Annotated in this window: 24 protein-coding genes; 9 read left to right on the top strand and 15 right to left on the bottom strand. The window is 73.8% G+C overall.

Annotation, left to right across the window (positions count from 1 at the left end; translation table 11 throughout):
- Window positions 1-6 precede the first annotated feature (6 nt).
- The 3 genes from KUM40_RS30660 to KUM40_RS30650 form a co-directional block, all read right to left on the bottom strand.
- Window positions 7-687 (bottom strand): phosphatase PAP2 family protein, encoded by a 681-nt coding sequence (locus KUM40_RS30660; protein ID WP_254395786.1) that lies wholly within the window; start codon window positions 685-687, stop codon window positions 7-9.
- A 205-nt stretch (window positions 688-892) separates the two neighbouring features.
- The gene (locus KUM40_RS30655) at window positions 893-3,157 is read right to left on the bottom strand and encodes a cation-translocating P-type ATPase (protein ID WP_217169452.1); all 2,265 of its coding nucleotides are present in this window, start codon (window positions 3,155-3,157) and stop codon (window positions 893-895) included.
- Between the two features lie 77 nt (window positions 3,158-3,234).
- A complete protein-coding gene (locus tag KUM40_RS30650; protein WP_217169451.1) occupies window positions 3,235-3,480 on the bottom strand; it encodes a heavy-metal-associated domain-containing protein in 246 nt (81 codons plus the stop codon).
- 216 nt (window positions 3,481-3,696) lie between these two features.
- Between KUM40_RS30650 and KUM40_RS30645 the strand changes: the two genes are divergently transcribed.
- Entirely contained in the window at window positions 3,697-4,683 is a 987-nt protein-coding gene (locus KUM40_RS30645) for a hypothetical protein (RefSeq protein WP_217169450.1), read from the top strand.
- Window positions 4,684-4,777: 94 nt separating this feature from the next.
- Here KUM40_RS30645 and KUM40_RS30640 read toward each other — a convergent pair whose 3' ends face one another.
- Window positions 4,778-5,557 (bottom strand): DeoR/GlpR family DNA-binding transcription regulator, encoded by a 780-nt coding sequence (locus tag KUM40_RS30640; protein ID WP_217169449.1) that lies wholly within the window; start codon window positions 5,555-5,557, stop codon window positions 4,778-4,780.
- Between the two features lie 135 nt (window positions 5,558-5,692).
- Between KUM40_RS30640 and KUM40_RS30635 the strand changes: the two genes are divergently transcribed.
- Window positions 5,693-6,574: an SIS domain-containing protein gene (locus KUM40_RS30635; RefSeq protein ID WP_217169448.1), complete on the top strand. Its 882-nt coding sequence runs from the start codon at window positions 5,693-5,695 to the stop codon at window positions 6,572-6,574.
- An 82-nt stretch (window positions 6,575-6,656) separates the two neighbouring features.
- On the top strand, window positions 6,657-7,517 hold the full coding sequence (locus tag KUM40_RS30630; RefSeq protein ID WP_217169447.1) for a class II fructose-bisphosphate aldolase: 861 nt from the start codon (window positions 6,657-6,659) through the stop codon (window positions 7,515-7,517).
- Here the strand turns inward: KUM40_RS30630 and KUM40_RS30625 are convergent.
- Window positions 7,507-8,658, bottom strand: coding sequence for a methyltransferase (locus KUM40_RS30625; RefSeq protein WP_217169825.1), 1,152 nt, complete (start codon window positions 8,656-8,658; stop codon window positions 7,507-7,509). The two genes, KUM40_RS30630 and KUM40_RS30625, sit on opposite strands and share 11 nt — an antisense overlap.
- Window positions 8,659-8,820: 162 nt before the next feature.
- On the opposite strand from KUM40_RS30625, the gene KUM40_RS30620 reads away from it, so the two are divergent.
- Both KUM40_RS30620 and KUM40_RS30615 read left to right on the top strand, forming a co-directional pair.
- The gene (locus KUM40_RS30620) at window positions 8,821-9,471 is read left to right on the top strand and encodes an alpha-ketoglutarate-dependent dioxygenase AlkB (protein WP_217169824.1); all 651 of its coding nucleotides are present in this window, start codon (window positions 8,821-8,823) and stop codon (window positions 9,469-9,471) included.
- A gap of 37 nt (window positions 9,472-9,508) precedes the next feature.
- A complete protein-coding gene (locus KUM40_RS30615) occupies window positions 9,509-10,747 on the top strand; it encodes an ROK family protein (protein WP_217169446.1) in 1,239 nt (412 codons plus the stop codon).
- Between the two features lie 30 nt (window positions 10,748-10,777).
- Here the strand turns inward: KUM40_RS30615 and KUM40_RS30610 are convergent, their stop codons facing one another.
- From KUM40_RS30610 to KUM40_RS30585, 6 genes are read right to left on the bottom strand one after another with little or no spacing between them, the layout of a single operon-like run.
- On the bottom strand, window positions 10,778-11,176 hold the full coding sequence (locus KUM40_RS30610; RefSeq protein WP_217169445.1) for a VOC family protein: 399 nt from the start codon (window positions 11,174-11,176) through the stop codon (window positions 10,778-10,780).
- On the bottom strand, window positions 11,170-11,565 hold the full coding sequence (locus KUM40_RS30605; protein ID WP_217169444.1) for a tautomerase family protein: 396 nt from the start codon (window positions 11,563-11,565) through the stop codon (window positions 11,170-11,172). Before KUM40_RS30605 ends, KUM40_RS30610 begins: the two co-directional genes overlap by 7 nt.
- A gap of 42 nt (window positions 11,566-11,607) precedes the next feature.
- A complete protein-coding gene (locus tag KUM40_RS30600) occupies window positions 11,608-12,516 on the bottom strand; it encodes a phosphotriesterase (RefSeq protein ID WP_217169443.1) in 909 nt (302 codons plus the stop codon).
- Window positions 12,513-13,100 carry a DUF4865 family protein gene (locus KUM40_RS30595; protein WP_217169442.1) on the bottom strand — a complete coding sequence of 196 codons (588 nt, stop codon included), beginning with the start codon at window positions 13,098-13,100 and terminating at the stop codon, window positions 12,513-12,515. The genes KUM40_RS30600 and KUM40_RS30595 overlap by 4 nt, the downstream gene beginning before the upstream one ends.
- Before the next feature lie 11 nt (window positions 13,101-13,111).
- Complete coding sequence (locus KUM40_RS42245; RefSeq protein ID WP_217169441.1) at window positions 13,112-13,507, bottom strand: cupin domain-containing protein; 396 nt, start codon at window positions 13,505-13,507, stop codon at window positions 13,112-13,114.
- Window positions 13,508-13,521: 14 nt separating this feature from the next.
- Window positions 13,522-14,094, bottom strand: a complete 573-nt coding sequence (locus KUM40_RS30585; RefSeq protein ID WP_254395785.1) for a TetR/AcrR family transcriptional regulator — start codon at window positions 14,092-14,094, stop codon at window positions 13,522-13,524.
- Window positions 14,095-14,292: 198 nt separating this feature from the next.
- Here KUM40_RS30585 and KUM40_RS30580 point away from each other — a divergent pair, with 198 nt between their 5' ends.
- From KUM40_RS30580 to KUM40_RS30570, 3 genes are read left to right on the top strand one after another with little or no spacing between them, the layout of a single operon-like run.
- Window positions 14,293-14,577 (top strand): SHOCT domain-containing protein, encoded by a 285-nt coding sequence (locus tag KUM40_RS30580; protein WP_217169439.1) that lies wholly within the window; start codon window positions 14,293-14,295, stop codon window positions 14,575-14,577.
- Window positions 14,574-15,323 carry an ABC transporter ATP-binding protein gene (locus tag KUM40_RS30575; protein WP_217169438.1) on the top strand — a complete coding sequence of 250 codons (750 nt, stop codon included), beginning with the start codon at window positions 14,574-14,576 and terminating at the stop codon, window positions 15,321-15,323. The genes KUM40_RS30580 and KUM40_RS30575 overlap by 4 nt, the downstream gene beginning before the upstream one ends.
- Entirely contained in the window at window positions 15,320-17,881 is a 2,562-nt protein-coding gene (locus KUM40_RS30570) for an ABC transporter permease (protein WP_217169437.1), read from the top strand. Before KUM40_RS30575 ends, KUM40_RS30570 begins: the two co-directional genes overlap by 4 nt.
- Before the next feature lie 970 nt (window positions 17,882-18,851).
- On the opposite strand, the gene KUM40_RS30565 is transcribed toward KUM40_RS30570, so the two are convergent.
- Both KUM40_RS30565 and KUM40_RS30560 read right to left on the bottom strand, forming a co-directional pair.
- Window positions 18,852-19,400 (bottom strand): ATP-binding protein, encoded by a 549-nt coding sequence (locus KUM40_RS30565; RefSeq protein ID WP_217169436.1) that lies wholly within the window; start codon window positions 19,398-19,400, stop codon window positions 18,852-18,854.
- A gap of 185 nt (window positions 19,401-19,585) precedes the next feature.
- Window positions 19,586-19,909, bottom strand: a complete 324-nt coding sequence (locus KUM40_RS30560; protein ID WP_217169435.1) for a hypothetical protein — start codon at window positions 19,907-19,909, stop codon at window positions 19,586-19,588.
- A 342-nt stretch (window positions 19,910-20,251) separates the two neighbouring features.
- On the opposite strand from KUM40_RS30560, the gene KUM40_RS30555 reads away from it, so the two are divergent.
- Window positions 20,252-21,376, top strand: coding sequence for a PLP-dependent cysteine synthase family protein (locus tag KUM40_RS30555; RefSeq protein WP_217169434.1), 1,125 nt, complete (start codon window positions 20,252-20,254; stop codon window positions 21,374-21,376).
- Window positions 21,377-21,389: 13 nt separating this feature from the next.
- On the opposite strand, the gene KUM40_RS30550 is transcribed toward KUM40_RS30555, so the two are convergent.
- Window positions 21,390-21,863 (bottom strand): SRPBCC family protein, encoded by a 474-nt coding sequence (locus KUM40_RS30550; protein ID WP_217169433.1) that lies wholly within the window; start codon window positions 21,861-21,863, stop codon window positions 21,390-21,392.
- Window positions 21,864-21,990: 127 nt separating this feature from the next.
- Window positions 21,991-22,815, bottom strand: a complete 825-nt coding sequence (locus tag KUM40_RS30545; protein ID WP_217169432.1) for a DeoR/GlpR family DNA-binding transcription regulator — start codon at window positions 22,813-22,815, stop codon at window positions 21,991-21,993.
- Window positions 22,816-23,046: the final 231 nt, after the last annotated feature.

The raw sequence follows: 23,046 nt of genomic DNA, 5'->3' as shown, positions 1-23,046 counted from the left end.
CCGACCTCACTCGCGACAGTCGCTTCGCCGGTACCCGGGCCGGCGGAGCGGGGGAACGGCCGCCGCCGCCGTCAGCGCGACGGCCGCACTGGCGATGCCCAGGACGGCGCCCGCGGCCACATCACCGGGATAGTGCACGCCGGTGTGGACCCGGGAGTAGCCGACGGCGCCCGCCAGCGCGCCGAGCGGGACCGCGGCCTCGGGCAGGACGACTCCGACGGCCGTGGCGAACGCGACCGCCGCGGCCGTGTGCCCCGACGGGAACGACGCCGACGCGGGCATCGGCACATACCGGTCCGTCGTCACCCGTGCCGCCTCCCGGTCCGGCCGGGCCTTGTGCACCAAACGCTTGCCCAGCAGATTCGTCGAGGCCGACGCCACGGCGACCGCCCCCAGACCGACGAGGGCCGCCCGGCGCGGCCGTCCGCCGCCCAGGGCGAACGCGGCGGCGATCCCGAACGACACCTTCGAATGGTCCGCGGCGTGGGACAGGCGCCGCAGCGCCCGGTCGAGCGTGGGTGTGGACGTGGCGGCCACCGCCGCGTACAGCGCGCCGTACACGGCACGCAGCTCCCCGAGCACGGCGTCGACGGCCCGCCTGCGCGCACTGACCGGACCGGGAGCCGGCGTGAGCGGGCCGCCGGTGTCGCCGTCGGCGTCGGCGTCGGCGTCGGTCGGTTCGGCCATGGGCTCCTGCTCCGCGGGGAGGGGACCCGAACCATCCTGGTCGCCATCGTTCCCGGCGGCGCGTGGACGGGGCCCGTCCGGGGGACGGTGGGAGGGGGAGGGGCATGGCGGCGCCCTGCGCCGCGGGCCGGCCGGGGGCACGCGCCGGCGAGCCGCCGGCCGGCCCGTGTGGAGCCGGCCGGCGGCTCGCCGGTGTGGTGGCCGGTCAGTCCGCCGCCCGGAAGGACCGCAGCCGCAGGGAGTTGCCGACGACGAAGACGGAGGAGAAGGCCATGGCCGCCCCGGCGATCATCGGGTTGAGGAGTCCGGCCGCGGCGAGTGGGAGCGCGGCGACGTTGTAGGCGAAGGCCCAGAACAGGTTGGACTTGATGGTGCCGAGCGTCTTGCGGGCCAGCCGGATGGCGTCGGCGGCGGCGCGCAGGTCGCCGCGGACGAGGGTGAGGTCGCCTGCTTCGATGGCCGCGTCGGTGCCGGTGCCCATGGCGAGCCCGAGGTCGGCCTGGGCCAGCGCGGCGGCGTCGTTGACGCCGTCGCCGACCATCGCGACCGAACGCCCCTCGCCCTGGAGGCGCTTGACGACGTCGACCTTGTCCTGCGGCAGCACCTCGGCGACGACGTGCTCGGGGTCGATGCCCACTTCGCGGGCGACGGAGGCGGCCACCGCCTGGTTGTCTCCGGTCAGCAGTATCGGGGTCAGGCCCAGGGCGCGCAGCCGGGCGACCGCCTCGGGGCTGGACTCCTTCACCGCGTCGGCGACCTCCAGGACCGCCCGCGCCTCGCCGTCCCAGGCCACGGCGATCGCGGTCCGGCCGGCCCTCTCCGCCTCGGACTTGGCGCGGGCCAGGTCCGCCGGAAGGTCCATCGCCCACTCGGAGAGCAGCCGCTCGCGCCCGACCAGGACCGCGTGGCCGTCGACGACACCCTGCACACCCAGCCCCGGGACGTTGGCGAAGTCCTCGGGGGCGGGCAGCGTGCCGCCGAGCCTCTCCAGCGCCCCCTGTGCGACGGCCCGGGCGATCGGGTGCTCCGAGGAGTGCTCCAACGCCCCGGCCAGGCGCAGTACGTCCGTCTCCTCGGTGCCGTCGGCGCAGTGCACGGCGAGCAGGGTCATGCGGCCGGTGGTGACGGTGCCGGTCTTGTCGAGGACGACGGTGTCGACCTTGCGGGTGGACTCCAGGACCTCGGGGCCCTTGATGAGGATGCCGAGCTGGGCACCGCGCCCGGTGCCGACCATCAGCGCGGTCGGGGTGGCGAGGCCCAGGGCGCAGGGGCAGGCGATGATCAGTACGGCCACGGCGGCGGTGAACGCGGCGGTCGGTCCGGAGCCGTTGCCGATCCAGAAGCCGAGGGTGGCCAGCGCCAGGGCGATGACGACGGGGACGAAGACTCCGGAGACGCGGTCGGCGAGCCGCTGGGCGGCGGCCTTGCCGTTCTGCGCGTCCTCGACCAGTTGCGCCATCCGGGCCAGTTGCGTGTCCGCGCCGACCCGCGTCGCCTCGACCACCAGCCGGCCACCCGCGTTCAGTGTTGCCCCGGTGACCCCGTCGCCCACGCCGACCTCGACCGGCACCGACTCGCCGGTGAGCATCGACGCGTCGACGGCCGAGGTGCCCTCGACGACCGTGCCGTCGGTGGCGATCTTCTCCCCGGGCCGGACCAGGAAGCGGTCCCCGGCGGCCAGTTCGCCGACCGGGATCCGCTCCTCACGGCCACCGCGCACCACGGTCACGTCCTTGGCGCCCAGTTCCAGGAGGGCCGTCAGCGCGGCACCGGCCTTGCGCTTGGAGCGCGCCTCGAAATAGCGCCCGGCGAGGATGAAGGCCGTCACGCCCGCCGCGGCCTCCAGGTAGATGTTTCCGGAGCCGTCACTGCGGGCGACGGTCAGCTCGAAGGGGTGGGTCATGCCGGGGGTCCCCGCAGTGCCGAGGAACAGTGCCCACAGCGACCACAGGAACGCCGCCGACGTGCCGACCGAGATCAGGGTGTCCATGGTGGCCGCGCCGTGCCGGGCGTTGGTGAGGGCGGCCCGGTGGAAGGGCCAGGCCGCGTACGTCACGACGGGCGCCGCGAGGGTCAGCGACAGCCACTGCCAGTACTCGAACTGCAGCGCAGGCACCATCGCCATCGCGATGACGGGGACGGCCAGCACCACGGCCGTGACCAGCCGCTGCCGGAGCGGCCGCAGTTCGTCGGCGGCGTCGGTGGGCTCCGCGCCGGGCGCGGGCTCGGCCCGGACCGGCTCGGGTTCGCGGGCGGTGTAGCCGGTGGCCTCGACCGTGGCGATCAGCTCCGGGACGGAAACGTCACCGGCGTAGTGGACCCTGGCCTTCTCCGTCGCGTAGTTGACGGTGGCGGTGACCCCGTCCATCCGGTTGAGCTTCTTCTCGACCCGGGCGGCGCACGAGGCGCAGGTCATGCCGCCGATGGCGAGTTCCACCTCGGCGGGCGCGCTGGTCGTACTGGTGGTCATGGCTGCTCCTGATGCGGGGTCGTCGGCCGGGACCCGGCGGGCGGGCCCCGGCGCTGCGGCGGGGGAGTGCGGGCCGGTCAGACGCGGCCGGTCAGTTCGTAACCGGCCTCGTCGACCACCTCGGCGATCGCGGCGTCGTCCGGCTCGGCGGTGGCGCTGACGGTGACCCGGCCGGTGGCGAGCTCGACGTCGACACCGGTGACACCGTCCAGCTCGCCGATCACCCGGGTGAGCGTCGCCGCGCAGTGACCGCAGCTCATACCGGCGACGGCGTAGGTGGCGGTGACGGGGGTGATGCCGGGAGTGGTGACGTTCGAGGGCATGGCTTCCTCCAGGAGGCAGTCCGACGTATACGGGGTGGGGGTATCTGTCTCCCCGGGGTCATGTATACCGCTGGGGGGTACCCAAAGCAAGTGCTCCCAGCGCTTGACTCAGTACCCCCCAGGGGTATGGTGAAGCGCACGAGAGAGGCCTCCGAGTGAGCCGGAGACACGGAGACACGGAGAGCCGGAGACACGGAACCCGAGGAGACGACCGCCATGCACACCGGACTGAGGATCACCGCGTTCGCGGCGGCGCTGGCCGCGACCTTCGGCACCGCCTACGGAGTCGGCAGCGGCGTGGACCCGATCGTCGCGGGGAGCGAGCCCGCCCCCTACGACGACCATGGCGAGCACGACGAGCCCGGCGAGCCATCGGCGCGGCCGGACGGGGGCGACGGTCACGGGGGACACGGGAGCGCGCCGGCCGGCGGCCTGCGGATCTCCGAGAGCGGTTACACCCTCGACCTCGCCACCCCACGCGTCACCGCCGGTCAGCGCTCCGAACTGCGCTTCACCGTCCGGGACGCGAGCGGCGGGGCCGTCACCGCGTACCAGCGCGAGCACGACAAGGAACTCCACCTCATCGTGGCCTCACGCGACCTGGTCACCTTCCGCCACCTGCATCCCGTCCGCGCCGCCGACGGCACCTGGAGCACCCCCGTCGACCTGCCCGAGGCGGGCGGCTACCGTGTCTTCGCCGACTTCACCCCGGCGCACAAGGGCGCGGAGAACCTCACCCTCGGCGCCGACCTGGCCGCCTCGGGCCACTACGAGCCCGCGCGGCTGCCGGCCCCGAACGACACCGCCCGGACCGACGGCTACCAGGTCGAACTCGCCGGTTCCCTGCGTGCGGGCAAGGCGAGCGAGCTGAAGCTGAAGGTGTTCCGCGACGGCGAACCCGTCAACGACCTCCAGCCCTACCTGGGCGCCTACGGCCACCTCGTCGCCCTGCGCGCCGGCGACCTCGCCTACCTCCACGTCCACCCGAACGGCGAACCCGGCGACGGCACCACGAAACCCGGCCCGGGGATCTCCTTCACGGCCACCGCACCGAGCGACGGCACCTACCGGCTCTTCCTGGACTTCCGGCACCAGGGCGAGGTCCACACGGCGGCGTTCACCGTACGGGCCGGATCGGCGTCGGGTCCGCAGGAGCCGGACCCGACCACCACGACGGAGCACACCGCCGGGCACGGGCACTGACGAGCACAGACGCGGACACAGGTACAGACGCGGACACAGGTACCGGCACTGACGGCCGCGGCCGCTCACGACCGGCGGGCCGACGGGGGACTCCTCAGGCCGTGACGACCCGGACCCCGGCCTCCTCGAACTGCCGTACCAGCTCCGGGTCGGCCGCGCCGTCCGTGACCAGTGTGTCGACCGACTCGGTCGCGCAGATCCGGGCGAACGCCCGTCGGCCCAGCTTGCTGGAGTCGGCGGCCACGACCACGCGCTCGGCGCGTTCGCACAGCATCCGGTTGATCGCGGCCTCCGCCTCGTCGTGGGCCGCGGCACCGTGCGCCACGTCGACGGCGACGACACCCAGCACCGCGACGTCGAGGGTCACCTGGCCCAACACCCCGTCCGCGAGCGGTCCGATCAGCTCGTAGGACTGTGCCCGCGCCACACCGCCGGTCACCACGATCTTGAACTGCGGCCGGACGGCCAGCTCGTTGGCGATGTTGAGTGCGTTGGTGACCACGGTCAGCGCGGGGGTGCCGGAAGCCAGGTCGGCGCGCACGGCCAGGGCGCGCGCGACTTCCGTGGTGGTCGTGCCCCCGGTCAGCCCCACCGCCTCGCCGGGCGCCACCAGTGCGGCCACCGCGTGTGCGATCCGCTGCTTCTCCGAGGCGCGGCGGGCGGACTTGTAGCGCAGTGGCAGTTCGTACGACACCCCGTGCACGACCGCACCACCGCGCGTGCGTACGAGCATCTGCTGTTCGGCGAGCCGGTCGAAGTCACGGCGGATCGTCGCGGCGGAGACCTCCAGCTCGGTGGCCGCCTCCTCGACGTCCAGCCGGCCGCGCTCGACGAGCAGTTCCAGCAGCGCCTTCCAGCGGGCGTCGCGCGACATCCGGGCCCTCCGTTCCTCGATCTTCCGCCGACCCTAGCGCACCGCACTCTTCCCCTTGATTGCTTGATTGTGCTCAAAAGCTCGCTATACCTTGCAGGAACAAGCAACAAGATCAGTGATCGGGGAGTGTGCGGCATGACGTATGTCGAGGACGAGCTCAACAGCCAGCCCGAGTGCTGGACGCGCGCCGCCGCACAGGCGGCACGGCACGCGACGGCGCTCCCGGCGGCGGGGGAGCGGGTGGCGATCGTCGGATGCGGCACCTCGTACTTCATGGCGCAGTCGGTGGCGGCGCTGCGTGAGGACGCGGGCCAGGGCGAGACGGACGCCTTCGCCGCCTCGGAGTTCCCGCGGGACCGCGCGTACGACCGTGTCGTGGCCCTCACCCGCTCCGGCACCACCACCGAAGTACTGGAGCTGCTCACGGCGTTGAAGGGCCGCACCCGTACCGTCGCGCTGACCGCGGACCCGGACACCCCGGTCATGACCGCCGCGGACGACGTGGTCGTCCTCGACTTCGCGGACGAACGCTCGGTCGTGCAGACGCGGTTCGCGACCACCGCGCTCACCCTGCTCCGCGCCCACCTGGGCCTGCACACCGACGCGGTCGTCGCCGACGCACGCGCCGCCCTCGCGGCCGAGCTGCCCGAAGGGCTCGTCGAGCGTACCCAGTTCACCTTCCTGGGCCGTGGCTGGACCGTCGGACTGGCCAGCGAGGCCGCCCTGAAGATGCGCGAGGCCTCCCTGTCCTGGACCGAGGCGTACCCGGCGATGGAGTACCGGCACGGTCCCATCAGCATCAGCACCGCGGGCACGGCGACCTGGATGTTCGGCGAGGCGCCCGAGTCGCTGGCCGGCCAGGTCCGCGAGACCGGTGCGCTGTGGGTGCCCGGTGAGCTGGACCCGCTCGCCGAACTGGTCCGCGCCCAGCGGCTCGCCGTCGCCGTCGCCGCTGCCCGCGGCCTCGACCCGGACCGCCCCCGCCACCTCACCCGCTCGGTGATCCTCGCCCCCTGACGCCCGCCCCTGACGCCCGCTCCCTGACGCCCGCCGTCCGAAGCCCGCCGTCCGCCGTCCGAAGCCCGGGAAGGAACCCACCGTGCCCCTCGCCGCCACCGGCGACCTCGTCGGCCGTGCCGCCGCCGTGCGCTCCGCCGTCGCCGCCTTCAACATCATCACCCTGGAACACGTCGAGGCCGTCGTCGCGGGCGCCGAGTCCGTACGGATGCCCGTCGTCCTCCAGGTCAGCGAGAACGCCGTGAAGTACCGCTACGGCCGCCTGCTGCCGCTGGCCCGCGCGGCCGTCGCCGCCGCCGAGGGCGCCGCCGTGCCCGTCGCCCTGCACCTCGACCACGTGCAGAGCGACAGCCTGCTGCGCCAGGCCCCGGACGCCGGGTTCAGCTCCGTGATGTACGACGCCTCCCGGCTGCCGTACGCCGAGAACCTCGCGGCGACCGGGGCCGCCGCCGACTGGGCACACGCCCGGGGGCTGTGGATCGAGGCCGAGTTGGGGGAGGTCGGCGGCAAGAACGGCGCACCGCCGCTCGACGCCCACGCACCCGGCGCCCGCACCGACCCCGCCGAGGCACGCTCCTATGTCGCCGAGTCCGGCGTGGACGCCCTGGCCGTCGCGGTCGGCAGCTCCCACGCCATGACCACGCGCACCGCCGCCCTCGACCACGACCTGCTGGGGGAACTGTCCGGCACCCTGGCTGTGCCCCTCGTCCTGCACGGCTCCTCCGGAGTCCCGGACGGCGAACTCGCCGCGGCCGTCGCGGGCGGCATCGCCAAGGTCAACGTCGGCACCGCGCTCAACATCGCCATGACCGGCGCGATCAGGGAGCACCTCGCCGCCCGCCCCGAGGCGGTCGACTCGCGCGGCTACCTCACCGCCGGAAGGGAGGCCATGGCCCGGACGGTGGCGACCATCGTCCAGGTGGTCGCCGGGGCTACTCCCTGACGGCCTTCAGCACCACGAACTTCGGGTCACCGGCCACCAGGTGACTGTTGCCGAACAGGCGCCGCAGCTTGACGTGGTGGCCCAGGTGCCGGTTGCCGACCACCCACAGCTCACCGCCGGGGCGCAGCACCCGCCGCGCCCCGGTGAACATCCGCCACGCGGTGGCGTCGGTCGTCGCCTGGTGGGAGTGGAACGGCGGGTTGTTGAGCACCAGGTCGACACTGCCGTCCGGCACCCCGGCCAGCCCGTCGCCGACCCGGAACTCCACGTGCCCCGCCGCCCCGTTCGCCCCCTTCGCCTTGTTCGCCTCGTACGTCGCCCGGGCCGACGCCACGGCCTGGAACGACTCGTCGGTGAACAGCACCTCCGCGTTCGGATCGGCCAGCGCCACCGCCGTGCCGACCACACCGTTGCCGCAGCCCAGGTCCACCACCCGCCGAGAGCCCCCGGCGTCCGGCAGGTGCTGGAGGAAGAACCGGGTGCCGATGTCGAGCCGGTCGGCGCAGAAGACGCCGGCGTGGTTGACGACGGTCCGGCCGGAGAGCGGTCCGACGTCGTCGGGGAGCGAGTAGCTGAGCGGCCAGGGGTTGGCGGGGCGCTTCAGCGCGGGGTCGGGCGTGGAGAGGATCAGCCGGGCCTTCTTCACGGCCAGGGAGGTCCGCGTCGGGCCCACGATCCGCTCGAACAGCCGGAGCGTCGAGGTGTGGATCTCCTTCACCATCCCGGTGCCGACCACGACCGTGCCCTCGTGCAGCGCGGGCGCCAGCCGCAGCAGTTGGTCCTCCAGCAGCGCCAGACTCTTCGGCACCCGCACCAGCAGCACGTCGACGCGGTCCGGCGGCGCGTCCTGCGTGGTGAGCAGGCCCACCGCGCCCGGTTCGGCGCCCGCCCGCTCCAGGTTGGCGCGCGTCGCCTCCCGCGTGAGGTGGGAGTCGGTGATCTGCACCGGCCGGTGCGCCGCCAGCGCCGTCACCAGCGCTCCCCAGCGGTCACCGACGACCACGACCGTGCCGGACAGCGGGACCTCCCGCTCCGCGAGGTGCGCGAGCAGGTACGCGTCGGAGGCGTCCCAGGCACGGAGCCGGTCGCGCGGGTCCTCGGGGAAACGGGACAGCACGTGCTCGCCCCAGGGCGTCGTCATACGGTCGCTGCGGTCGTTCATCGTGTGCCCAGGCTAGCCGAGCCCCAGCTCAGCACCGGTCGCGCCCGGGAGGCGGGGCGTGGGGCAGGCCGCGGAGGCAGGGCGCGGGGCCAGGCCGCGGAGGCAGGCGCGGGGCCAGGCCGCGGAGGCAGGATGGGAGACATGGACGCCGAGCTGTTCCCCAGGCCCCGTACCGAGACCGCGCCCGGCGCCGTCCACGTGCCGGACTGGCTGGACGCGGGACGGCAGCGCGAGCTGCTGCACGCCTGCCGCGAGTGGGCCCGCCCGCCGGCCGGACTGCGCACGGTGCGCACCCCCGGCGGCGGCACCATGACCGCCCGGCAGGTGTGCCTCGGCCGGCACTGGTACCCGTACGGCTACGCCGACACCGTCGTCGACGGCGACGGCTCGCCCGTGAAGCCCTTCCCGGCCCGGCTCGGCGACCTCGCCCGCCGGGCGGTGACCGACGCGCTGGGCGCCGACGCGGTGGCGCGGGCGCCGTACGACATCGCGCTGATCAACTTCTACGACGCCGACGCCCGCATGGGCATGCACCGCGACGCCGACGAACGCTCCGACGCGCCCGTGGTCTCCCTCAGCCTCGGTGACACCTGCGTCTTCCGCTTCGGCAACCCCGAAACCCGGACCCGCCCCTACACGGACACCGACCTGCGCAGCGGCGACCTGTTCGTCTTCGGCGGCCCGTCCCGGCTCGCGTACCACGGGGTCCCCAGGGTGCACGCGGGCACCGCGCCGCCCGAGTTGGGACTCACCGGGCGGCTGAACATCACGCTCCGGGTCAGTGGCCTCTAGGCACGCCACACCAGCGGATCATGGGAGACTCGCCCCCATGAGCGGCAAGGCGGACCCCCGGGCGGCGGGGGAAGGGACCACCTCGAGGACGCGGCTGGACCGGGGGCGCGGTGCGCTCGGACCCGCGTTGGAGCTCGTGCACACCGGACGCGCCCCCACCCGCGCCGTCCTCACCGCCGAACTGGGCGTGACCCGCGCCACGGCCGGCGCGGTCGCGGCCGAACTGGAGGCCCTCGGCCTGATCCGGGTGGACGCCCGACCCGGCGCGGCGGCCGGTTCGCAGGGCCGCCCCTCGCACCGCCTCTCGATCGCCGAGGACGGGCCCGTCGCCCTCGCCGCCCAGGTCCACGCCGACGGCTTCCGCGCCGCGCTGGTCGGCCTCGGCGGCCGGATCGTCGCCACCGCGCCCGGCTGCGAGGTCGTCGACGCCGACCCGGCGAAGGTGCTGGCCTCCGTCGTCGAGACGGGCGCGGAACTGCTGAGGGAGACCGGACGGCGCTGCGTCGGCGCCGGACTCGCCGTGCCGTCCGCCGTCGCGGAACCGGAGGGCCTGGCCCTGAACCCGCTGCACCTGGCCTGGCCTGCGGGCGCGCCCGTGCGGCGGATCTTCGCCGAGCAGGTGCGCGCCGCCGGAATCGCGGGACCCGCGTTCGCCGCGAACGACGTCAACCTCGCGGCCCTCGCCGAGCACCGGCACGGCGCCGGACGCGGCGCGCGCGACCTGCTGTGCGTGGCCACCGGCCACCGCGGGGTCGGCGGTGCGCTGGTTCTCGACGGCCGTCTGCACTCCGGCAGTTCGGGTCTCGCCCTGGAGGTCGGCCACCTCACCGTCAACCCCGACGGCCGCCCCTGCTACTGCGGCGGCCACGGCTGTCTGGACGTGGAGGCCGACCCGCTGGCCTTCCTCAGGGCGGCCGGCCGCGAGCCCGGACCCGAAGTGTCCCTGCTCCAGCAGTCCTACGACCTGATCCGCGACCACTACGCCGACCCGGCCGTCCGCACCGCCACCGAGACCCTCGTCGACCGCCTCGGCCTGGGCCTCGCCGGCCTGGTGAACATCCTCAACCCGGACCGCATCATCCTCGGCGGACTCCACCGCGCACTCCTCGACGCCGCCCCCGAGCGGCTGCGCGCGGTCGTCGCCGACCGCAGCCTGTGGGGCCAGAGCGGCGGCGTGCCGATCCTGCCCTGCGGCTTGGACCACAACAGCCTGGTCGGCGCCGCCGAGTTGGCCTGGCAGCCGGTCCTGGACGACCCCCTCGGCGCGCTGACGTAGGGACGCGTCGCAATCCGGACGGTGTTCGCCTCAGGGCGCGGGCCGCTCGCCGCCGCTGGGGGCGTGGCTGAGGTCGACGACGCAGAAGACGTTGCCGTCCGGGTCGGCGAGGACGACGAAGTCGGGGTCGGGCGGGTAGTGGTCCCACTCGACGGCCCGCGCCCCGAGACCGATCAGCCGCCGCACCTCCGCCCGCTGTTCCTCCGCCGAGTCCGTGAACAGGTCGAGGTGGAGCCGGGGCCGCGGCTCGGCCGGAGAGTCGCTGCGCATCAGACCGAGGGCCCGCCCGGAGCCGTCCGCGTGCTCGAGCGTTCGCCAGCTCTCGCTCCCCCACTCCTGCGTGGCGACCAGGGGCAGCGCCGCCGTCCAGAAGGCGACCGCGCGGGGGACGTCCGTGACGCCGATGACGGGGATTCCGAGTCTCAGCATGATCCCGAGCCTACGTACTGGGCGAGGCCGTGGCCCAGCGACCAGTCCGCGGAGGTGTTCTCGGTCAGGGTGACGAACACGTTGCGCGGCGCGGTGCCCGCGTAGGCCTCGGCGAGTTCGGCGATCCGGCGGTACAGCGCCTGCTTTTGCCCGGTCGCCCGCCCCGACCGCAGCGTGATCGCCACGAACACGATGCCCTCGTCCCGGTGCACGCCGAGGTAGTCGTCGTACCGCAGCGCGCCGCGGACGCCGTCGTGACCGGTCAGGACCTGGAAACGATCGTCGGACGGAATGCCGAGCGTCTCCACCAGGGCGTCGTGGACGGCACGGCCGAGCGCGTCGAGTCGGCCGGCGACGGTGCCGTGGGCGTCGATGCGGACGAGGGGCATGAGGGGTCTCCCGTCGGGCCGGGGTCTGGGGGCGGGCGGACGTCAGCGCCACTGGACGGCGAAAGCCCGCGCGGGATTCTCGGTGAGGACGCGCCGCACCAGCTCCTCGCCCACGGCGAGCGCCAGCCGGGGAGCCACGCGGCGCAGCAGGTACGGCATCCCGGGACCGCCGTTGACCGACCGCGCGGCCGCCGTCGTCGTGTCGCCGCCGAGCAGCAACTGATCGCCGTGGCCCGCCTCGGCGAGGTCCCGCACGGCGTCCGGCATCCGCCAGTCGGTGGCGTGATGGGCCCGCGACGGCCCGTCGAAGGCCAGGTAACACCCCGACCCGGCGGCCTGCCGGTGCGCGGCGGGGTCGGGGGAGCGGTTGAGGTGACCGAGGACCACCCGGTGCGGCGGCACGCCCAACTCGCCGCACAGCAGCTCCAGTACGTCCATGGCGCCGGTGCCCAGTTCCAGGTGCACGGCGATGGGCGCCCCCGTCGCGCGATGTGCCTCGGCCGCCGCCGACATGGTCCACCGCGCGTGCGCGTCGAGCGCGTGGAAACCGCCCGCCACCTTGATCAGTCCCGCCCGGACGCCCGAGGTGCCGATGCCCCGGGTCAGTTCGGCGACGAAGACCTCGGCGGCCCGGTCCCGCAGCGCGGCAAGCGTGCCCTCGTCGTAGTGGACGTCCTGGTGCAGTCCCGTCGCGGCCACCACGTGCACGCCGGTCTCCCGGGACAGGGCCGGCAGATCGGCGGCCCGCCGGCCCAGACCGTACGGCGTCCACTGCACCACCGTCCCACCGCCCAGCTCCCGGAACGCGGCCAGCTCCGCCCGCGCCGCCGCCGCTGCGCGCAACTCCTCGCCGGGCAGCCGGGGACTGGCGAAGAACAGGTGATCGTGCGCGTCGCACACCCCCAACTCCCCGGCGGACACGTCCCCGAGGACCGTGCGGACGGCGCTCACCACTGGCGCCCCCGGGACAGCAGGTCCCGCCCCGGCTCCGAGAGATGCAGCACCCGGAAGACCTCGCCCTCCACCCCGTCGGGCGCGCCGTGCGCGTGGAGCGAGAAGTGGACCAGCTCCCAGGCGCCGGTGTCCACGACCGCCGCCGCGAGCACCGCCCCGTCCAAGGCCGCCAGCCGCCCGGTCTCCCGCACCGCCCGCGCCGCCACCTCCGTCAGCGGTACACCTTCCGGCACCGGCTGCCGCCGCCGTACCGCCACCCGCGCGGGGGAGCCGGCGGCGGCGCCCTCCTCGTACGCCAGGCCCGTCCACTGCCGGACCGCGGGCCGGCCGAAGTCGTCGGTGGGCCGCTGGAAGGCGCCCTCCCAGAGGAAGGAGTTCATGCCCTCCACGGTGCGCCACAGGTAGAACGGCGCGTACTGGTTGACCGGCGAGCCGTCCTTCCCGCGCTCCCGGATCAGATAGGCCTTGATCCCGAGGCCCCGCCAGTCGTCCAGCAGGTGCCCGGTGCGGGCCACCCGCTCGCGGACGACGTCCATCGTGTAGTCGGCGGGCAGGGTGAAGGTGTACTGCATGGCGTGCATCGGACGGCTCCTCAGGCGCGGTGGTTTTTGGGGGCGACGTGTTCGCCCCACTCGGCGGTCGTGCCGTCCCCGGCGGCCTCGACGACCGCGAGATGGCTCATGAAGGTGTGCGGACCGCCCCCGTGCCAGTGCCACTCGTCCGGTTCGATCCACACGGTGTCGCCCGCTCGGACGGCCTCCACCTCACCGCCCCCGCGCTGCACCCGGCCCTCGCCCTGGAGGATGTGCAGGACCTGGCCGTGCGGATGGCGGTGCCAGGCGGTGTGCGCGCCCGGGGCGAAGTGGACGTGGAACATGCGGAGCCGGGAGGGTGGCGGGGGCGCGGCGATCTCGTCCAGCCAGACCGTGCCGGTGAAGTTCTCGGTCGCGCCCCGCTGGGTCCCGGGGCGCTGTCGGGTGATGTACACGGATCCGAACTCCTCTACGACGCGGGGCTCTTGTGAGCCGACAGCAGGGAGAGCAGCCCTCGGACGCCCGCGTCGAAGGCGGCGGGCGAGCCGGACGCGCGAGCCAGGACATAGCCGCCCTGGACGGTGGCGACGACGGCCGCCGCGATCTCCTCGCCGTCCAGCGAGAGCGCGAACTCGCCCTGCTCCCGGCCCTCCTCGACCAACTGGGCGATCTGCTCGCGCAGCCAGTCGAGTGTCTCGTCCACCGGTGCGCGCAGGGCGTCGTCGGCGATCACGTCCGGGTCCATGGTCAGCCGCCCGACCGGGCACCCGCGCAACACGTCGCGCTCGCGCAGCAGATACGCCTCGACGCGCTCGTACGGCGTGCCCGGACCGGTGAGCACCGCCTCGGCGGTGGCCCGCATCTCCTGGGCCGTGCGCCGGATCGCGGCCAGCGCGAGATCGGGCTTGCCCTTGAAGTGGTGGTACATGCTGCCCTGCCCGGCCTCCGCGCGTTCGAGGATCGCCTTGGGGCTGGTGCCCACGTACCCGCGCTCCCACAGCAGCTCGCGGGTGGACTCGATCAGTCGTTCCGAGGTGCTCATGCACGCACTGTACATACTAGTAGTTACAGAAGTCGAGGGTGCGAGGTCGAGGACGCAGGAAGCAGCGGCTGACCGCCGGAGTACTCCCCGCGGGGTACGCACAGTGCCGCTGGCCGTACGACGACCAGGCCCCCTCCCCGGAGCGACGCTCGAAAGCGACACGAAGGACATGACATCCCGACCGAGGAGTTGGACGACATGGAGACCCTGGCACACTTCGGCGACGGCGGGCCCGGCCCGTGGATCCTGCTCTTCCCGGTGATCTGGGCTCTGATCATCGGCGGCGGCATCACCCTGCTGCGCCGCACGGTGTGGCGCGGACGCCGCGGCCCCGGGCGGCCGACCGCGGTCGCGGACAACTCGCCCATCACGGTGCTCGGCCACCGCTTCGCCTCCGGCGAGATCGACGAGGACGAGTACTGGCGCCGGCTGTCCGTACTGGACGAGCAGTTCGGCCGGACGGGCAAGGGCGGTGCGGCATGACCACGACGACCATCACCGGGGCAGCGGCCCGGGTCGTCGACGCGGTCAAGGTGTACGGCGGTGGCGACACCGCCGTACGCGCCCTCGACGGGGTCGGCGTGGACTTCCCGGCCGGGCGCTTCACCGCCATCATGGGACCCTCGGGCTCCGGCAAGTCCACCCTGATGCACTGCGCGGCCGGCCTGGACACGCTCACCTCGGGCACCGCGCACATCGGCGACACCGACCTCAGCACCCTCGACGACCGCAGGCTCACCCTGCTGCGCCGCGACCGTGTCGGCTTCGTGTTCCAGGCCTTCAACCTGGTGCCGACGCTGACCGTCGCCGAGAACATCACTCTCCCCCTCGACCTCGCCGGCCGCCGGGGCGACACCGAGTGGGTCGACGCGCTGATCGACGTCGTCGGACTGCGCGACCGCCTCCACCACAGGCCCGCCGAACTCTCCGGCGGACAGCAGCAGCGCGTCGCCGTGGCCCGCGCCTTCGCCGGGCAGCCGGACGTGGTCTTCGCGGACGAGCCCACCGGCAACCTCGACTCCCGGTCAGGCGGCGAGGTGCTGGGCCTCCTCGGCCGCACGGTGCGGCAGACGGGCCGCACGGTCGTCATGGTCACCCACGATCCCGTTGCCGCCGCCCACGCCGACGAGGTCGTCTTCCTCGCGGACGGACGCCTCGTCGACCGCATGGACTCTCCGACCGCCGACAAGGTCCTGGACCGGATGAAAGCCTTCGAGGTGCCGTCATGAACGCCTCCGTCCGCTTGAGCGTCTCCTCGCTCAGGGCCCACAAACGCCGCTTCGCCGGGACGTTCCTCGCCGTGGTCCTGGGCGTCGCCTTCCTGGCCGGCACCCTGGTCATGGGCGACACGCTCCGCGCGAGCTTCGACACCATGTTCGGCAACGCCACCAGCGGCACGGACGCCGTGGTGCGCAGCGCCGACGCCATCACCACACCGGGTGAGAGCCAGGGCGTACGGCAGCCCGTCGGCACCGACCTGGTGCGGACCGTCGAGCGGGTGCCGGTCGTCGCGGCCGTCGCCCCCAGCATCCAGGGCGCCGGCCAGCTCATCGGCGCCAACGGCGACCCGATCGGAGGCCAGGGCCCGCCCACCCTGGCCGGCAACTGGATCGCCGACCCGGAGCTGAACCCGTACCGCCTCGCCGAGGGCCGTGCCCCGCAGCGGTCCGGCGAGGTCGTCGTCAACCGGGGCACGGCCGAGCGGGGCGGCCTCGAGATCGGCGACACGACGACCCTGCGCACGCCCGACCCGGTCGAGGTCACCGTCGTCGGCCTCGCGACCTTCGGCGGCGAGGACGGCATGGCCCAGGTGACCTACACCGGCATGACGCGGGCCGACGCCGAGAAGTACCTCACCGCACGTCCCGGTGAGGCGGCGAGCATCCAGGTGCGGGCCGGGCCGGGAGTCGGCCAGCAGGAACTCGTCGACCGGCTGACCCCCGTACTGCCCAAGGGCGTCGAGGCCATCACCGGGCAGGCGTCGGCCGCCGAGAACACCGACATGATCTCCAGCCAGTTCCTCACCCTGTTCACGACCTTCCTGCTCGTCTTCTCCGGCATCGCCCTGCTGGTCGCGACCTTCTCGATCCACAACACCTTCGCCATCGTGGTCGCCCAGCGCACCCGCGAGAACGCCCTGCTGCGCGCGCTCGGCGCCTCGCGCCGCCAGGTCACCGCCGCCACCCTCGTCGAGGCGGCCGTCGTGGCGGTGACCGCGTCCGCCGCCGGTCTCGCGGGCGGCATCGGCATCGCGGCCGGACTTCAGGCGCTGTTCCCGGCGATCGGCTTCCCGTTCCCCGAGGGCGCCCTGGTGATCAGCACGCTGTCGATGCTGCTGCCGCTCGCCGTCGGCATCGTGGTTTGCCTCGGCTCCGCCCTGCTGCCCGCGGCCCGGGCCGGGCGCACCGCACCCCTGGCCGCGCTGCGCGAGACGGCCGTGGACACCTCCGGCGCCTCCCGCGCGCGGGCGCTCACGGGCACGGCGCTGCTCACGCTCGCCCTCGCGGTGACACTGACCGGTGTCCTGCTCTCCCCGTCGGTGTGGCTGGCGGGACTGGGCGCCGTACTGGCCCTGGCCGCCTTCGTGGTGCTCGGCCCGGTCGCCTCCTCCACCGCCGTACGCGTACTCGGTGCCCCGCTGGACCGGCTGCGCGGCGTCACCGGTGTCCTCGCCCGGCGCAACGCCCTGCGCAGTCCCAAGCGCACGGCGGCCACCGCCGGGGCGCTGATGATCGGCGTGGCCGTCGTGTCGCTGTTCACGGTCTTCGGGGCCTCGCTCAAGGCGACCATGGACCAGACCGTCTCCCGGTCCTTCGCGGGCGACGTCGCCGTCAGCGCTCCGTCCTTCGGCGCGGGCGGCAGCGGCCTCAGTCCGCGGCTGGCCGGCGCGGTCCGGGAACTGCCCGAGGTGGAGACTGCCGTCGGACTCGGCCGGGGAGTCGCCGAAGTGGACGGCGAGGGTCGGGCGCTGACCGTCACCGACCCCGGCGCACTGAACCGCACCTTCGACCTGGGCACCGTCCGCGGCTCGCTCGACTCGCTCGGCAGCGACGGCATCGCGATCACCGAGAGCGAGGCGGGGAAGGCGGGGCTCGCCACCGGCGAGACGACACGCCTCACCTTCACCGACGGCCGAAGCGAGACCTTCACCGTCCGCGCGGTGTACGGGCAGTCCGAACTCGCCGGCGACTACGTCATCACCCGCGCCGCCTGGGCCCCGCACCGCACGCAGGACTCCGACACCCTCGTCGCCGTCGCCTTCAAGGACGGCGTGGGCGCGGACGCGGGCAAGGCCGCGGTCGAGAAGGTCGCCGACCGGTACGGCAACCCCGAGGTGCAGACCCGGGACGAGTACGCGCAGTCCTCCGCGGGAGGCATCGACATGATGCTGACCCTCGTCTACGCGCTGCTCGCCCTCGCGGTGCTCATCGCCCTGCTGGGCATCGCCAACACCCTCACCCTGGCGGTCCACGAGCGCACCCGCGAACTCGGCCTGCTGCGGGCCGTCGGGCAGACCAGGGCGCAGCTACGGGCGATGGTCCGCTGGGAGTCGGTCCTGGTCGCCGCCTTCGGAACGGTCGGCGGGCTCGGCCTCGGCGCGTTCCTGGGCTGGGTCCTGGTGGCGGCCTCCGACGGAGCCTCGGACAGCGCGTTCGCCTTCGCCGTGCCTCCCGTGCAGCTCGCGGTGGTGGCCCTGGTCGGCCTCGCGGCCGGCGCCCTCGCCGGCCTGCGCCCGGCCCGGCGGGCGTCCCGCCTGGACGTCCTGCGCGCCGTCGCCACCGAGTAGCACCCGCCGCCACCCCTCACCCCGGAGAACCCGACAAGCCCACCCACCCACCCACCACACCACGGCCGGTTGTTGGCGCTCCCGGTGCCCCGGTGCGCCGGTGCTCCGGTGCCCCGGGAGCGCGGAGTGCACGGCATCCGGCCGGGACGGGGGAGGCGGTCGCCCGGGCCGGGAGTGGACACCCGGGATACGGGGCGGTCACCCGAGGCGAGAATGGCCGCCCGGGGCCGAGAGTGGCCGCCAGGCTGCTGGGCGGGCCCCGGGGCTTGGGAGTGGCTGGCGGGTGCCTTGCGTAGGCGTCACTTGAGCCGCGTCCGGCCTGGGTTTGGTGTATTGGTCCGGCGGGGCCGGGTGTGCTCGGCGGCTTGACCGCCGGGACGCGGGGCGGTCGCCCGGCTCGGCGAAGCCGGCATGCGGGTCGGGCGTCCACCGTCCGCCGGCGATGGAGCGTCGGCCGCTCACCCGCCCGGCGAGGCGCGCCCGGCGCAAAGCGCCACGCTGTCCGCGCCCTCCTGTCCTGGAGAGCACACCCGGTTGGGCGTGTCGGCGCGGCGCAAGCGCCATGCCGTCTGCGTGCTCTTGTCCCTGGGGAGCGTCCGCCCGGTTGGGCGTGTCGGCGCGGCGCAAGCGCCATGCCGTCTGCGTGCTCTTGTCCCTGGGGAGCGTCCGCCCGGCTGGGCGTGTCGACCCGGCGCAGGCGTCACGCCGCCCGCGCCCTCCTGTCCCCGGGGGAACACCCGCCCCGGCTGGGCCGCGCCCTCGGCACCGTGGCACCCGACCGCCTCGGAGGTGCGTCCGGGCAACCGGGCCACACCGCCCCGTCACGGCCCGGGAACGAGCCGACGTGCCGTCAAGGGCGGCACCGCCCACGATGGTTGCCGGCACCTGACCGTGCGGACAGACGGACCCGCTCCGGACGCCGGCCGGAACGGCGCCGCACGGCCCGCGGCAGCGGGGGGTCACCGCCCGGTCAGCCGGCAACGGCCGACCGGGCGGGAGCGGGTTGAGGGCTGCCCAGGTCGACCGCGTGGTCGACCTCCGCGAACGCGGCGGCCGGCACCTCCTCGACCAGACGGCGCGGCGGACGCGCCGAGACGGGCACGGCGGTGACCGGTGCGGCGGTGACGGCCGTCGGGAGCGTGAACCAGACGACCTTGCCCGAGTCGCCGTCCGGCCGGGCGCCCCAGCTCTCGCTCATCGCGGCCACCATGGCGAGCCCGCGCCCGCAGGTCGCGAGCGGCGCGGCGTCGTCCACGACGGGCAGTCGCGGATCGTGGTCGCGCACGGAGACCGTGAGCCGGTCCAGGAGCAGTTCTATCTCCACGGTGCACGTCTTGTCGGGCCGGGCATGCAGGTGGACATTGGTCAACAACTCCGTCACGCCGAGCGTCGCCCGGTCGATCAGGAAGTCCATATGCCAGTAGCGCAATTGCGCAGATACGATTCTGCGGACCTGGCCGATCCGCGACGGCAGGGCTTGGAGCTCCACCGTGCAGTGTCTGCTTGGGTAACTCATCACGGCTGCGACTCCCCGACATAGAGGTCCGGAAGAACACGGAGTTCGGATCCAGCGAGGCGCACGCGGCACACGCCGCCCGCTGTCATGGCCGGCGGGCTGGTTCGCAGCGTTATCGCCGGTAAACCCAGAGTGACGTGAGACCAGCGTGACGCAAGGGGTGAGGCACCGCAACTTACGGACATCTCTCAGGCGCGGCGTCCGGCCGCCCGGCGCACCGCCTCGATGAAACGGCGGGCCGCGGGCGGGCCCGGTTCACCGGGGGCGGGGTCCCGCTCGCCGAGGGTCAGCAGGTACCGCTTGCCGTTGAGGTCGGCCAGCGCACGGTCCTGCGGGCCGAACCACGGTCGGGAGGCGCGCACCGCCTGCACGGGCGCGCTGTCTATCTCGCTGCCGTAGCTGGTGAGCAACTCGACCCGGCCACCGCTGATCCGGACCGTTCCGGCCCGGGTGAGTGAGCGCAGCCGCTTGCCGATCCGCACCCCCGTGGCCCTGAACTCCGGCTCCGCCATGCCGTCGCCCCCTCGTGCGCGTCGGTTGCCGGACCGTGCGCCGCGATGCCCTCGGTACCGGCTCGTGTCGTGCTCCAGTGTGCGCCCGCCGCGGGAACCCCGTCCCGCCCGCTGGCAGTCTGCCCGTACCGCGCCCCGAGCACCAGTACGCACCGTTCCTTTCCGGAGGCGACCGGAGCACTCGCGCGAATGCGCCCCCCGTCGCGACGACCGCGGCGCCCCAGGGTGCCTTTGAGGCGCCCAAAGGTGTGTTTATGCAGGTGAGAAGCGTGTGGAAGGTGTTTATGATCGAGGCGTCGGCCGCGCTGCACGCCGTCGGCGTACAGCGTAAGGAGCCCCGTCGTGAGCACTCCCCGACCGACCCGCACCGGCGCCACCCTCGACGTGGACCACAGCGACACCACCTACCGCGCATGGCTGAAAGAGGCCGTCCGCAAGGTCCAGGCCGACGCCAACCGCTCGGCCGACACCCACCTGCTCCTGTTCCCGCTCCCGGAACACTGGGGCATCGACCTGTATCTGAAGGACGAGTCGACCCACCCGACCGGCAGCCTCAAACACCGGCTCGCCCGTTCCCTGTTCCTCTACGGCCTGTGCAACGGCTGGATCCGGCCCGACCGCCCGGTGATCGAGGCGTCCAGCGGCTCGACGGCGGTCTCCGAGGCGTACTTCGCGAAGCTGATCGGCGCGCCCTTCATCGCCGTCATGCCCCGCACGACCAGCACCGAGAAGATCCGCCTGATCGAGTTCCACGGCGGCCGATGTCATTTCGTGGACGACTCCCGTCGCATGTACGAGGAGTCCGCCCGCCTCGCGGCGGAGACCGGCGGCCACTACATGGACCAGTTCACCTACGCCGAACGCGCCACCGACTGGCGCGGCAACAACAACATCGCCGAGTCGACCTTCCGTCAACTGCGGCTGGAACGGTATCCCGAGCCGTCCTGGATCGTCGCCACGGCCGGCACCGGAGGCACCTCGGCGACCCTCGCGCGCTACGTCCACTACATGCAGTACGACACCCGCGTCTGCGTCGCCGACCCGGAGAACTCCTGCTTCTTCGAGGGCTGGACCACCGGCGATCCCGACGTGGCCTGCGACCGCGGTTCCCGGATCGAGGGCATCGGCCGGCCCCGGATGGAACCGAGCTTCGTACCCGGCGCGATCGACCGCATGATGAAGGTGCCGGACGCGGCGAGCGTCGCGGCCGTACGTTCGCTCGAGCGGGCCATCGGCCGCAAGGCGGGCGGCTCCACGGGCACCGGGCTGTGGAGCGCGCTGAAGATCGTCGCCGAGATGGTGGCCGCCGGGGACCGGGGCAGCGTCGTGACGCTGCTGTGCGATCCGGGGGACCGGTACCTCGACAAGTACTACTCGGACGCCTGGCTCGCCGAACAGGGCCTCGACATCGAGCCGTACACGGCGGCCATCGATTCCCTGCTGCGCACGGGCACCTGGACCGGCTGAGCCGACCGCGGCACTACGGGAGCGTCAGCCGCCGGTCCAGCGACGTGACCGCGCCCCGGAAGGCCCGCCCCAACCCCGGACGCGCCCGGTCGAGCACGAAACGGAACGGCGCCGTGCCGTCCGCCGCGAACGTCCACCGCACCCGGGTGCCGGTCCCGGCCGGCGCCAGCCGCCACTCCTCGAGCATGGCCCGGGCCCCCGGCGCGTTGGTGACGTCGACGCGATAGGCGTACACCTCGGGCCGCTCGGCCGCCAACACCGTCTCCACGAAGCGCGTACCGCCCCTGAGCCGGATCTCGCGCCCCGCGCCCTCACCGATGGGCCGGGCGAACGTCACCGCGGAGAACCACGCGGTCCAGCCGGGCACGTCCTCGGCCAGTGCGCGGAAGACCCGGTCCGGAGCCGCGGAGATCTCCCGCGCGAAGACCAGGCGTACCGGCGCCGTCTCGACGAAGTCGAGACCCACCGGACGCAGACGGCGAGCCATGGCCACAACCCCCTTGTACGAATGTACGAAGCCGCCCACGCGGACGGTCGGACGGGTGGCCGCCACGATATCCGGGAGCGGGTCGGGTGTCAGCGGGGCCGTGCGCGGGCGCCCGCGCACGCCGAAGTCAGTCGGTAGGGGTCTCCGACTCGCCCGCCACGACCAGGCTGAGGTGCTCGGCGACCTCCTCGCGGGCCTGTGCCGACAGCCCGGCGTCGGTCACCAGCGTGTCCACCTGCTCCAGCGTCGCGAACGAACTCAGGCCCACGACACCCCACTTGGTGTGGTCCGCGACCACCACGACCCGCCGCGCCGACTGTACGAGGCGCCGGTTGGTCTCGGCCTCCGCGAGGTTCGGCGTGGACAGGCCCGCCTCGGCCGATATCCCGTGCACGCCGAGGAACAGCACGTCGAAGTGGAGCGTCGCGATCGCCTGGTCGGCGACCGGGCCCACCAGCGAGTCGGAGGGCGTGCGCACCCCACCGGTGAGCACCACCGTGGCCGACCCCTGCCGCGCACCCGAGGTGCGCTGCGCCACGTGGAACACGTCGGCCACCCGCACCGAGTTGGTGACCACCGTCAGCTCCGGCACGTCCACCAGCCGGTGCGCCAGCGCGTACGTGGTCGTACCGCCCGACAGGGCGATCGCGGCGCCCGGCGCGACCAGCTCCGCGGCGGCCCGCGCGATGTCCTCCTTGGCGGTCGGCTCCAGACCCGACTTGGCCTCGAACCCCGGCTCGTGGGTGCTCGCCTCGGCCACCGGGACCGCGCCGCCGTGCACCTTCTCCAGCACGCCCTGCCGGGCCAGCGCGTCGAGGTCGCGGCGGACCGTCATGTCCGACACGCCGAGCTTGCGGGTCAGCTCGTTGACCCGGACGCCGCCCCGGCGGCGCACCTCGTCCAGGATCAGGGCGCGGCGCTGCTCCGCGAGGAGGTTCGGATTCTCACTCACGTACGCTTCGGTCCTTTCGCCGCGAAACCGTCCGACACACCGACACACCGACACACCGATTCACCGACGCACTCGCTCTGATGAGGACTTCTCCTCGCACCCGTGCGTGGACGCCCATCCTCGCACGCCACGTCACCGGCCGCGCCACCGCCCGCCCGGCGCGCACATGTCACTCCCGTACCGCCCCCGCGGCCCGTCCCGCCGTCACAGGTCGCACGGATCGGGGAGATT

The sequence above is a fragment of the Streptomyces sp. AC512_CC834 genome (genome assembly GCF_019049325.1).
Classification (GTDB): Bacteria; Actinomycetota; Actinomycetes; order Streptomycetales; family Streptomycetaceae; genus Streptomyces.
This window is presented reverse-complemented; position numbering and strand designations above follow the sequence as displayed.